The sequence below is a fragment of the Allobosea sp. P1_A7 genome (assembly GCF_056406775.1).
Window position 1 is genome coordinate 1 of record NZ_JBFTZN010000241.1, and the last position, 10,574, is coordinate 10,574.

The window sequence follows — 10,574 nt, forward strand, 5'->3', positions numbered from 1 at the left end:
GGCGTGGATGTCGGCCGGGAGCAGCGAGCCTGCCAGATTGCCGAGATGCTTGATGCCGTTGATATAGGGAAGTGCGCTGGTGATGAGTGCGTTCGCCATGATGCCCTCCTGGGGTCATTCCACGGGTGACGCGCCGAGACCTGATGAAACAAAAAAGCCCTCCGCAGAACCGGAGGGCTTGGGTCCGACGCTCACTCGCGCGGCGATACGCACGCGCTCACCCCCTCCGGCCAATCTCCTGCTGGTCGGGCCTGCGCATTCGCGTGGCGTGGGCGGGAAGGAACATCTGTAAATCCGCGTCTGATCTGCCTGACGGGTGCCAGCAATCGGCGGGGAAATCAAGGCCGCGGTCAGGCCTGAGGCCGCATAGCGCCATGCCGATGAGGGGATTGGGTAGGGAGCCGAATGGCCAATGTGCGGTTTCCCCGAACCGCCATAGCATGGCCGCCATGAACCTGATCTTTCTTCACGGGGCACCGGCAAGCGGCAAGTTGACGGTCGCCAAGGCCTTGCTTGCGGCGATGCCGGCGCGACTGCTGGACAATCATGCCGCCATCGACGCCGCGCGAACCATTTTCGACTTTGGCGCTCCCGGCTTCTGGGAGCTGGTAGACACGGTTCGCGGATCCATCTTGCGGGCCGCGATCGAGAACGACATTTCCTGTCTGATCGTCACCCTCTGCTATTCCGAGCTGGAGGACCGTCCGTTCTTCGATCAGCTGGAAGACGATGTGGTCCGCAATGGCGGTTCTGTCTTTCCCGTGTTCCTGCATTGCTCGGAACGAGAGGCCGCACAGCGTGTCGGCAATGCCGACAGGGTCCAGCGACGCAAGACGAGTTCCGTCAAGGGCCGCTCCGAATTCCTGTCGCGCTACACCATAGCCCCGGTTCCACGGGAGAACTGCCTCGCGATCGATACGGAGATCACTGCGCCGGATCGCGCGGCCGAACAGATCATGCAGCACTTCGCCTTGCGCTAAAGCATCGGCCCGAAAAGTGGATTGCGGTTTTCGGAATGGCCGATGCAATCACAGATGGTCAGGTCATCGAACCGGATACGATATCCGGTGCGATGATCCAGCGAGCGGTAGCGTGTCCGGCACCGCGCGCACGGATGCGAGGGGCTCAGCCGTCCCGGAGCGCTCCCGTCGCGGATCAGCCCTGGTCCCGGGCGACCGTGAGACCCTCGACCCCATGCTTGTCGATCAACCCCGAAACCAAGCCGGACGAAATCGCGGTCGCCACGAAGCGCTTGATATAGTCGATCGCTGCGGCGTTCCTGGTCGGTGTTCCCACGGCTTGCTGCACGGCCATGTAGCGGCCTGGCAGGATCCGGGTTCCGGGGATCGCCTTCTGGTCCGTCACCAATCTGGGGCGCAGGCCCGCAAGGGCATCGAGTTTGCCCTCGAGGAAGACTGACGCTGCATCAGCGATGGTCTTGGTCCGGACCAGCGTCGCATGCGCGATGTTGCGGTCGAGCCAGAGCCCGTAGGCCGGCGGCATCGGCAATCAGGCCTGGCGATTCATAGGTGACGTAGCGCAGCTCCACTCCCAGGAGATCGGCAAATGCACGCGCCATGTCAGGCGCCACTCCAACCGGCCCGCCATCGGGAGTCCTGTCGGAGACCAGCAGGAAGTTAGACAGATTGATCGCAGCCCGCAGAACCCCGCCCGGTGCGAGAAGCTCTGTCAGGTCCTCCGGGGGCGGGCCGACATGGTCCAGCAATCGCATCTTCGCCTCCGATCCCAGCACCGAATGCTGACCAGCCATCACGACCTGAACTGCCTTGCCAGGGCTTCCGTCGCCTTGACCAGCATGGCCGCATCGACGCCGACCGCCGTGAAGAGCGTGCCGAGCTCGATGCAGCGCGCCGCGAATGCAGTGTCGGGCGTCAGGATGCCTGCGGGCTTGCCGCAAGCGCGAATGCGACCGACCGCCTTCTCGATGAGTGCGGTCACCCTGGGATGTCCGGGCTCGCCGACATGGCCAAGGCTGGCTGCGAGATCGGCCGGGCCGATGAACACGCCATCGACGCCATCGACGGCCGCGATCGCCTCGAGATTGTCGAGCGCGTCCTGGGTTTCGATCTGGACCAGGAGGCAGAGCTCCTCCCCTGCCCGCTTGCCGTAGTTCGCGACCCGTCCGAACCGCGTTGCCCTCGTCACGCCGGAGACGCCGCGAATGCCGGCTGGCGGATAACGCATCGCCGCGACCGCCGCCTTCGCCTCCTCCGCATTCTGGACATAGGGGATCAGCAAGGTCTGGGCGCCGAAATCGAGGAACCGCTTGATCAGCACCGCATCGTTGCTCGCGGGGCGGACCACTGCCGAGACCGGATAGGGAGCCACGGCCTGCAACTGGGCCAGGACCGTCAGCGGATCGCCCGGCGAATGCTCGGTGTCGAACAGCAGCCAGTCGAAGCCGGAGCCGGCGACCGCCTCGGCCGCATAGGCGCCGGGCAGGCTGCACCAGAGGCCGAGCTGATGCCGGCCCTCGCTCAGGGCGCGCTTGAACGTGTTCGTCGGCAGTTCCATGGCAACCTCAGGTGCAACCTTAGTTGAAAGAGACGCCGATGGCGCCGAGCGGGCCGTAATCGACCTGTATGACGTCTCCGGCTGCGATGTCGACTGGCCGCGTGAAGGAGCCGGCGAGGACGATCTGCCCCCTCTTCAGCCCCGCGCCGACGACATGGAGCTTGTTGACCAGCCAGGCGATGCCGGCAGCCGGGTGGCCCATGATGGCAGCCGAAACCCCGGATTCCTCGATAATGCCGTTCTTCGACAGCGTCGCGCCGACCCAGCGGATGTCGACATCCATCGGACGGACCGGTCGGCCGCCGACCACGATCGCGCCGAAAGCGGCATTATCGGCAATCGTGTCGGTGATCGCGCGCGGAACGTCAGTACGGTAATCGATGATCTCGAGCGCCGGCACGACCATTTCGGTCGCGCGCATCACGTCATAGATGCGCTTTCCCGGTCCTTCGAGATCCTCGCCCATGATGAAGGCGAGTTCGACTTCAAGCCTCGGCTTGATGAAGAGGCTCGCCTTGATCTGGGCACCGTCGTTGAAGAGCGCATCGTCAAGGATGCAGCCATAGTCCGGCTCGCTGATCTTCGAGGCCATCTGCATGGCGCGCGAGGTCAGGCCGATCTTGTGGCCCACCATTCTCGCTCCGCCCGCGATCCGCGCATCTGCCCACAGGCCCTGGATGCGATAGGCGTCCTCGAGTTCGATCGCGGGATAGGTCCTGCTGAGCTGCGGGACCGGCTTCAGCGTGCGCTCTGCCTGGAGCAACGCATCGGCCGCCTGCTGGCGTTCGGTATCGGTCAGCATCGGAACACTCCTTGGCGGCGCGGGTCGCGCGAACGGGTCACTTGATCGGCGGGCGCGGCAGCACGGTCTCGCCGGGCTCCATGACGTAGGTGTAGTCGAGCGAATACCAGGGGACCGGCACCATGGCGTCGGATGGGTGGGGTTCGTCATGGCGGATGAAGTCGCCGACAAGAGCCCTGGTGACGCCGAATTGCACATCGGAATCGATATGCGGGTCGCGTGGGTCGTAGACCTGCGAGATCAGCACCTTGAAGCCGGGTTTGACGATCAGCGCATGCAGATGCGCCGGACGATAGGGATGGCGGTCCTGCACGGCGAGCAGCCGGCCGACCACGCCGTCGGTGGGGATGGGGTAGCCCACCATCTTCACCGTCGAGAACCAGAAGCGCCCTTCGCTGTCGGTGGTGAATTTGCCGCGCAGGTTCATCTCGGCCTGCTCGGGATCCTGGTTCTCGTAGAGCCCGACGGGGGACGCATGCCAGACATCGACCTCGRCTTCGACGATCGGTGCACCGCGCTGGTCCAGGACACGTGCGGTGACGAGCAGCGGATCGCCCGGCGTGTCGGAGCGGATGATCGTGCGGCCATTTTCGACATGAGGAGCATTCAAGCGCCAGAATGGTCCCAACAGCGACTGCGACGTTTCGGTATTGCCGCCATCGCCGTTGTTGAGCAGGCAGACGAGCGACGAGACACCCAGCGAGCCCGCCATGAGCACCATCTCGTTATGGCTATCGCTGGCCAGCTTGCCGATCTCGTTGAGGATCGCGGTTGCCTCGCGGAACTCCGCTTCGCTCAGCCGCACATCACGGACAAAGGCGTGGAGATGGCTGACCAGCGAGGTCAGGATCTCGCGCTGGCGCGGGTCTTTCGTGCGCTGCATCACGGCCAGCGCATCGCGGGTCACATCCTGGTGGCTCTCGATGATCATGGCGTCCTCCCTGCGATCTCCACTCCTGTAAAATCGATTATCTGTCAATCAAGAGCCGCATGAAGAACGCCATGCGCCGGCTCCGCACACGCTGAGCGAGGCCTTCCAGCGCAGTAATTCCCGAGAACCTTCTGAAATAAGCCCATCTGTGAGATAGTTGCACCACATCTGGAGAAGCAGCCCATCTACTCGCGGCGTATCGATCGCCGCCCGGTTGACGTAGATAATCGATTATCATACCACCTCGACTCTCGCGCCGACGGGTTCAAGGGAGGGACGATGAACWTCGCTGTCGACGACCTGCCCCCCGCCGAGTTTTCGTCGAAAGGCACTCCAGCGACGGCAAAGAACACCAAGGCGTCGCTTCTGGTGAATCGCCTCCGCGAGGCGATCCTGTCCGGGGAACTGGCGCCCGGCACCAAGATCAATCTCGATACCGTCCGTCGGCAGCTCGACGTCTCGCTCAGTCCCCTTCGCGAAGCGCTTGCCCGCCTGATTGCGGTGGGGCTTGTCGAACTGCACGACAACCGCGGATACACTGTCGCGCCGGTCTCGCTGTCCAACCTTGCCGAGATCACGAAACTGCGCGTCGAGTTCGAGAGCCTGGCGCTCTCCTCAGCCATCGCGAAAGGCGACCTGGCCTGGGAAAGCGACGTGATGCGCGCCCTTCACCGTCTCAACCGGATAGAGCGGATCGCCAGTGAGCCGGCAACACTGGAAGCCTGGGAGCACGCGCATCGCGACTTCCACATGATGCTCCTCGCCGGTTGCGGGATGCCGCTGCTGCTGAACGCCTGCGTCATGCTGCACAACCTGAACGACCGTTATCGACGGATCTTCCTGGTGGCCCAAGGCGGGGACCGCAACGTCGCCGCCGAGCATAGCGAGATCGCCCAGGGCGCGGTCGCCCGCGACGCCGACTATGCCTGCGCCAAGCTGCGCGAGCATATCCAGCGCACCGGGTCCAACCTCCACACCCGCCTTGCCGGCCAGTTGCAGCCCTGAAGCGATGGAGCGTCCCGTGTCATCGCCATCAGGTCAGCCGCCTCTTGGAATCGCGCATTTCACGACGATCGATGTGCCGCCGCTCGACTTCGTCGCACTCGCGGCGAAAGTCGGTTTCTCCGCGGTAGGGCTTCGGCTGAATCCGGCCTTTCCTGGCGCGCCCTTCTACGAGATCCGCCCCGGCAGTGCTCAGATGCGGTCGATACGGTCCCTGCTGACCCAGACCGGCCTGCGCGTCTACGATATCGAATTCGTCGTCATCGACGCGAATTTCGCAGCGGACGCGCTGATCCCGATGCTGGAAAGCGCGGCGGAACTCGGTGCCAGGCGCCTGAGCGTCTGCGGCGACGATCCCGACCATAGACGGCTCGTCGCCAGCTTCGCCTCTCTGTGCGACGTCGCGGCACGCTTCGGCATGGGCGTCGACATCGAGAACATGCCATGGCGCCGTGTCGCCAGCATTCACGACGCCGCAGCGATCGTAGGGGAGGCCGACAAGGCAAATGGCGGGGTCCTGGTCGATGCCCTTCATCTTTCGCGAGGCGGCGGTCTTCCGATCGACCTGAGAACGATCCCGTCGCATTTCATCAGGAGCGCGCAGCTCTGCGACGCGGTGGCCGAACGCCCGACGACATTCGACGAGATCATCAGGGAGGCGCGCGCGGGACGCAGGCTTCCAGGCGAGGCCTCCCTGCCCTTGCAGGACCTCCTGGCGGAACTGCCGGCCGACGTGACGCTCTCTGTCGAGGTGCCCAATCAAGGGCTGCCGGCGGCAGAGCACGCGAAGGCGGTGTTCGAGGCGGCACGGCAGGTGATCGCTGCGCACGCACTCGCCACACCGACTTCGAGGACACCGCTTACGGAGGTGGCTACGGGGCGCTCTTCAGTGGCCCAAGCAGGACGGCGAGCGAACTGAGCACGATCAGATAGCGCCCCGGGGAATGTCAGCCCTCGAAGGGCTCGACGGTCAAACGCCGCCCCAGCATGAATGCGTCGCCGACCAGCGCCAGCGGCGCGAGGTCGACATCGCTGCGGCCTTCCGCGATCAGCGCTTCGAAGCGGCGATAAATCTCCGCATATTCCCGCTCCGGCTCGTCGACCAATATGCGGCCGTCATGGCTCAGCGTCCTGCCGCCCGAGGAGAGCATGATAAGGCCGGCCTCAGTCTCGACATGGATGTCCCAGCTCTGTTCGCCCTCCTGGCGGAAGTCGAATTCTGCGTGGATCGGCAGCCCCGAACCATCCGCGAGATCGAGCGCGGCGGCGATCGGCGCCTGGCGGTTTGCCGGGACGGATAGCGAGGCGCCGGTCACGAAGACCGGCTCGGGCAGAATGGTGGTCAGAATCGAGAGGGCGTTGATGCCGGGGTCGAAGACGCCGAGCCCGCCGGGCTCGAAGATCCAGTCCTGCCCGGGATGCCAGACGCGCACATCCTCCTTCCAGATGATCTCGACCGAGCGCGGCCGGTGCTGCGCGAGAAGGGCGCGCGCCGGCGCGACAGCGGGCGCAAAACGCGAATGCCAGGTGGTGAACAGCGTCCGGCCGCTCCGTTCCGCCTTTGCGACGAGAGGGCCGAGTTCGCTGACGCTGGCACCCGGCGGCTTTTCAAGCAGGACGTGCATTCCGGCTTCGAGCGCCTCTGCCGCCAGCGCATGCCGGCCTTGAGGCGGTGTGCAAAGGGCAACGGCATCGAGATCGATATCCGAGGCCAGCATCGCGCTGAGCGAGGTGAAGACGGGCAAGCCAGGCAGCGTGCCTTCCCGGCTCGCCGCCGCGACCAGCTCGAAACCGGGCGTGGCCGCAATCGCGCCGAGATGCTGGCTGTGCGCGATCTTGCCGAGCCCGACGAGTCCGAGGCGGATCCTCGACATCCCGCCCGCCTCAGCTGTGCGCGACGGTTTGCGCAGTCACGCGCGCGCCGTCGGGCCGGAACAGATGCGCCAGTGCGATATCGACATGCAGCGGCACCCGCTCGCCGGGCTTCGGCTTCTGCTGTCCCTCGACCTGAACGGTGATCGGCTGGCCGTCGGAGAGGACGCCGTAGATCAGCGAGGAGCCCCCGAGCTGCTCCACGAGCTGGACCTTCGCCTCGCCGATCCGCGTGCCGGCGCCGCCGAGCCGCAGGTGCTCGGGCCGCAGGCCCAGGCTGCAATCGGCGCCGTCCTGGCCAGCCAGATGCGGCAGGGGCAACACGGTCTCGGCCAGGGCCACCCGCGCTTCTCCTCCTGTCGCCGGCAGCATCCTGGCCTGCAGGAGGTTCATCTTCGGGCTGCCGATGAAACCCGCGACGAAGCGGTTGACGGGGTTGTTGTAGAGCTCCAGCGGCGAGCCGATCTGCTCGACCTTTCCGGCGCGCAGAACCACGATCTTGTCGGCCATCGTCATGGCTTCGACCTGGTCATGCGTGACATAGATCATCGTGTTGCCGAGCTGCTGGTGCAGCTTGGCGATTTCCACGCGCATCTGCACGCGCAGCTCCGCGTCGAGATTGGAGAGCGGCTCGTCGAACAGGAAGATCTTGGGTTCGCGCACGATGGCGCGGCCGATGGCGACGCGCTGGCGCTGCCCGCCCGAGAGCTCCTTGGGCTTGCGGTCGAGCAAGTGATCCAGTTGCAGGATCGCCGCGGCACGGGCCACGCGCATATCGATCTCGGCCTTGGTCATCCGCGCCGTCTCGAGCGCGAAGGCCATGTTCTTGTAGACATTCATATGCGGGTAGAGCGCATAGGACTGGAACACCATCGCGATGCCCCGTTGCGCCGCCGGCACCTCGTTCATCACCGCGTCGTCGATGCGCAAGGTGCCGTCGCTGATATCCTCGAGCCCGGCGATCATCCGCAGCAAGGTGGATTTCCCGCAGCCAGACGGACCGACGAAGACCACGAACTCGCCGTTGGTCACGGACAGGTTCACATCCTGGATCACCGGGTGATCGCCGAAGCGCTTATGGACATGCTCCAAGGTCAGCCAACTCATCGTTCCCTCCTTGCGGCCTTATCGTTCTTGTCGTTGCGGGCAGGCAGGCCGCCTGCCCTGCTTGGGCGCGCTCAGGCAGCGAGTGCCGTCGAACGGATGCCGACCGGCATGGCCGAACCATGGGCCGCGATCAGGTCGTCGACCATGGCGCGGATCTCGCGCAGCGAGAGGACACTCGCGGCATGGCGGTCCAGCACCGCGGCGCGGTAGACCGCGTCCCGGTCGCCTTCCAGGGCAGCGCGCACGGTGAGGTCCTGGACGAAGACATGCGGCGCGCAATGGGCGGCGAGCTCCGGCGGCAGCGTGCCGGCATGGCAGGCTCGCAGGCCGTTGCGGTCGACGATCACGGGCACCTCGACACAGCAATCCTGCGGCAGGTTCTCGATCAGCCCGGTGTTGCGGACATTTCCGTAGATGAGCTGGGGCTCGTTCGTGACCATGCCGTTGATGATCGATGCGCCGTATTCGTCGCTGCGCTCGAGCGAGAAGCTCTCGCCGGCCAGCAGCTTTTGCCGCGTGTCGGCATAGCGTCGCAGGTTGCGCTCGCTGCGGCGAATATACTCGTCGACCGGCACGTCGAATTCCGCGATCTGGTCCTCGCGGCGCAGGAAATAGGGCGTGTATTCGGCCGTATGCTCGCTGGATTCGCTGACAAAGCGGCCGAGATGCTCCAGCAGGGCGAAACGGATCTTGTCCTTCGCAAAGATCTCCGGATTGCGGGCGGCACGCCGCAGCTGCGGATAGGCATCCTTGCCGTCGATTTCGAGCCGCAGGAACCAGGTCATGTGGTTGATGCCGGCGCAGTCATAGCTCAAGCGGGAGCGATCGACCCCGAGATAGGAAGCAAGGTCGCGCGCCGTGTGCTGGACGTTGTGGCACAACCCGACCACCTGCTGCTCTGGGAAGGCCCTGTAGACCGCCCAGGTCAGAATGCTCATCGGGTTGGTGTAGTTCATCAGCAGGGCATTGGGGCAGACCGCCCGCATGTCCCCGACCAGGTCGACCATGAAGGGAATGGTCCGCAACCCGCGGAAGATGCCGCCGATACCGACGGTATCCGCGATGGTCTGCTTCAGGCCGTAGCGGCTCGGGATCTCGAAATCGAGCAGCGTCGCCTCGTGCATGCCGATCTGCACCATGTTGATCACGAAATCCGCGCCCTCCAGGCAGCGCCGGCGGTCGGCATGCTCGGTCACGGTCGCCCCGGCATCGAACTGGCCGGACGTCCAGCGCGCCATCATTCCCGCCGTTTCGAGGCGCTCGGCATCGATGTCGTACAATGCGATCTCGCATTGCTTCAGCGCGGGAAGACTGAGGATGTCGGTGAGCAGGTTCTTGACGAAGACGACGCTGCCGGCGCCGATCATGGCGATCTTGGTCATGTCATGGTCTCTCTTGGGTAGAGGTCGGGAAAGGGCTCACTTGAGGCCTGTGCTGGCAATCCCCTGAACCAGATAGCGCTGGAAGATCAGGAAGATGAGCAGCATCGGCAGGAGGGAGATCAGGGCCAGCGCCATGACGCCGCCCCAGTCCGGATTGGCCTCGCCGCGCAGCAGGTTCAGGCCCAGCGGCAGGGTGAAGAGTTCCTGGTCGGTCAGGACGACCAGCGGCCAGGCGAAGTCGTTCCAGCGCCACATGAAGGTGAAGATCACCAGCACGGCGATGATCGGCTTCGAGAGCGGCAGCACGATGCGCAGGAAGATCCGCATCTCGCTGGCGCCGTCGAGCCGGGCGGCCTCGATCAGCTCATCGGGAATGCTGACCAYGAACTGGCGCACCATGAAGACACCGAAAGCTTCGGCCGCGCGCGGCAGGATGACGCCCCAGGGCGAATTCAGCAGCCCCAGCCAGGAGGTCACGAGGAATTCCGGCACCAGGATCACCTGGATCGGGATCATCAGCGCGCCCAGGATCGCGAAGAACAGGATGTCGCGCCCGGGGAAGCGGAACTTGGCGAAGACGTAGCCGCAGAGCAGGTTCGCGGACACGGTGATCAGCACGGCGATCACGGCGATGAAGGTCGAATTCATCACCCAGGTCAGGAAGGGATGGCGCTGCGCGATATTCCTGAAATTCTCCAGCGTCAGCACCTGCGGGATCAGGCTCACCAGCGGCTGGAAGACCTCGGAACGAGGCCGGATCGCGGTCGCGAGCATCCAGTAGAGCGGAAAGATCATCGCCAGCGCGCCGAGCACGACAGCGATCCAGATCAGCACGTTGCCGGTTCGGCGGGTGCCGGGGCGCCTGGCGCCAGCCTCGAAGGTGACGCCGCTCATAGCACGTTCTCCGATTGGCGGCTGACCCGCCACTGAATGATCGTGAAGC

Annotated in this window: 12 protein-coding genes; 3 read left to right on the forward strand and 9 right to left on the reverse strand. The window is 64.9% G+C overall.

Annotated elements, in window-relative coordinates:
• On the reverse strand, positions 1-99 hold a 99-nt coding region (locus AC1D34_RS29145), incomplete at its 3' end, for a class I tRNA ligase family protein (RefSeq protein WP_476826093.1).
• Between the two features lie 350 nt (positions 100-449).
• On the opposite strand from AC1D34_RS29145, the gene AC1D34_RS29150 reads away from it, so the two are divergent.
• The gene (locus AC1D34_RS29150) at positions 450-980 is read left to right on the forward strand and encodes a hypothetical protein (RefSeq protein WP_441504578.1); all 531 of its coding nucleotides are present in this window, start codon (positions 450-452) and stop codon (positions 978-980) included.
• A gap of 175 nt (positions 981-1,155) precedes the next feature.
• On the opposite strand, the gene AC1D34_RS29155 is transcribed toward AC1D34_RS29150, so the two are convergent.
• The 4 genes from AC1D34_RS29155 to AC1D34_RS29170 all read right to left on the reverse strand — a co-directional run bounded on the left by AC1D34_RS29155 (position 1,156) and on the right by AC1D34_RS29170 (position 4,268).
• Positions 1,156-1,503 (reverse strand): type 2 periplasmic-binding domain-containing protein, encoded by a 348-nt coding sequence (locus AC1D34_RS29155; RefSeq protein WP_476826088.1) that lies wholly within the window; start codon positions 1,501-1,503, stop codon positions 1,156-1,158.
• A gap of 267 nt (positions 1,504-1,770) precedes the next feature.
• Positions 1,771-2,535, reverse strand: coding sequence for a 4-hydroxy-2-oxoheptanedioate aldolase (hpaI, locus tag AC1D34_RS29160; RefSeq protein ID WP_441504580.1), 765 nt, complete (start codon positions 2,533-2,535; stop codon positions 1,771-1,773).
• Positions 2,536-2,554: 19 nt separating this feature from the next.
• The gene (gene hpaH / locus AC1D34_RS29165; protein WP_441504581.1) at positions 2,555-3,337 is read right to left on the reverse strand and encodes a 2-oxo-hept-4-ene-1,7-dioate hydratase; all 783 of its coding nucleotides are present in this window, start codon (positions 3,335-3,337) and stop codon (positions 2,555-2,557) included.
• Between the two features lie 37 nt (positions 3,338-3,374).
• On the reverse strand, positions 3,375-4,268 hold the full coding sequence (locus AC1D34_RS29170; RefSeq protein WP_476826089.1) for a dioxygenase family protein: 894 nt from the start codon (positions 4,266-4,268) through the stop codon (positions 3,375-3,377).
• Positions 4,269-4,547: 279 nt separating this feature from the next.
• On the opposite strand from AC1D34_RS29170, the gene AC1D34_RS29175 reads away from it, so the two are divergent.
• Together AC1D34_RS29175 and AC1D34_RS29180 are read left to right on the forward strand one after the other, a co-directional pair.
• Positions 4,548-5,273 (forward strand): GntR family transcriptional regulator, encoded by a 726-nt coding sequence (locus AC1D34_RS29175; RefSeq protein ID WP_476826090.1) that lies wholly within the window; start codon positions 4,548-4,550, stop codon positions 5,271-5,273.
• Positions 5,274-5,289: 16 nt separating this feature from the next.
• Entirely contained in the window at positions 5,290-6,189 is a 900-nt protein-coding gene (locus tag AC1D34_RS29180; RefSeq protein ID WP_441504583.1) for a sugar phosphate isomerase/epimerase family protein, read from the forward strand.
• 28 nt (positions 6,190-6,217) lie between these two features.
• On the opposite strand, the gene AC1D34_RS29185 is transcribed toward AC1D34_RS29180, so the two are convergent.
• The 4 genes from AC1D34_RS29185 to AC1D34_RS29200 all read right to left on the reverse strand — a co-directional run bounded on the left by AC1D34_RS29185 (position 6,218) and on the right by AC1D34_RS29200 (position 10,525).
• The gene (locus tag AC1D34_RS29185; protein WP_441504584.1) at positions 6,218-7,144 is read right to left on the reverse strand and encodes a Gfo/Idh/MocA family protein; all 927 of its coding nucleotides are present in this window, start codon (positions 7,142-7,144) and stop codon (positions 6,218-6,220) included.
• Positions 7,145-7,154: 10 nt separating this feature from the next.
• Positions 7,155-8,249 (reverse strand): ABC transporter ATP-binding protein, encoded by a 1,095-nt coding sequence (locus AC1D34_RS29190; RefSeq protein ID WP_476826091.1) that lies wholly within the window; start codon positions 8,247-8,249, stop codon positions 7,155-7,157.
• A gap of 71 nt (positions 8,250-8,320) precedes the next feature.
• The gene (gene melA / locus AC1D34_RS29195) at positions 8,321-9,631 is read right to left on the reverse strand and encodes an alpha-glucosidase/alpha-galactosidase (protein ID WP_441504586.1); all 1,311 of its coding nucleotides are present in this window, start codon (positions 9,629-9,631) and stop codon (positions 8,321-8,323) included.
• A gap of 36 nt (positions 9,632-9,667) precedes the next feature.
• Positions 9,668-10,525, reverse strand: a complete 858-nt coding sequence (locus AC1D34_RS29200) for a carbohydrate ABC transporter permease (protein ID WP_476826092.1) — start codon at positions 10,523-10,525, stop codon at positions 9,668-9,670.
• Positions 10,526-10,574 lie beyond the last annotated feature (49 nt).

Excerpts from the sequence above, each read along its gene's own strand:
- AC1D34_RS29150 (WP_441504578.1), top strand. The coding sequence starts at position 450 with ATGAACCTGATCTTTCTTCACGGGGCACCGGCAAGCGGCAAGTTGACG.
- AC1D34_RS29155 (WP_476826088.1), bottom strand. The coding sequence starts at position 1,503 with ATGCCGCCGGCCTACGGGCTCTGGCTCGACCGCAACATCGCGCATGCG.
- hpaI (WP_441504580.1), bottom strand. The coding sequence starts at position 2,535 with ATGGAACTGCCGACGAACACGTTCAAGCGCGCCCTGAGCGAGGGCCGG.
- melA (WP_441504586.1), bottom strand. The coding sequence starts at position 9,631 with ATGACCAAGATCGCCATGATCGGCGCCGGCAGCGTCGTCTTCGTCAAG.
- hpaH (WP_441504581.1), bottom strand. The coding sequence starts at position 3,337 with ATGCTGACCGATACCGAACGCCAGCAGGCGGCCGATGCGTTGCTCCAG.
- AC1D34_RS29185 (WP_441504584.1), bottom strand. The coding sequence starts at position 7,144 with ATGTCGAGGATCCGCCTCGGACTCGTCGGGCTCGGCAAGATCGCGCAC.
- AC1D34_RS29190 (WP_476826091.1), bottom strand. The coding sequence starts at position 8,249 with ATGAGTTGGCTGACCTTGGAGCATGTCCATAAGCGCTTCGGCGATCAC.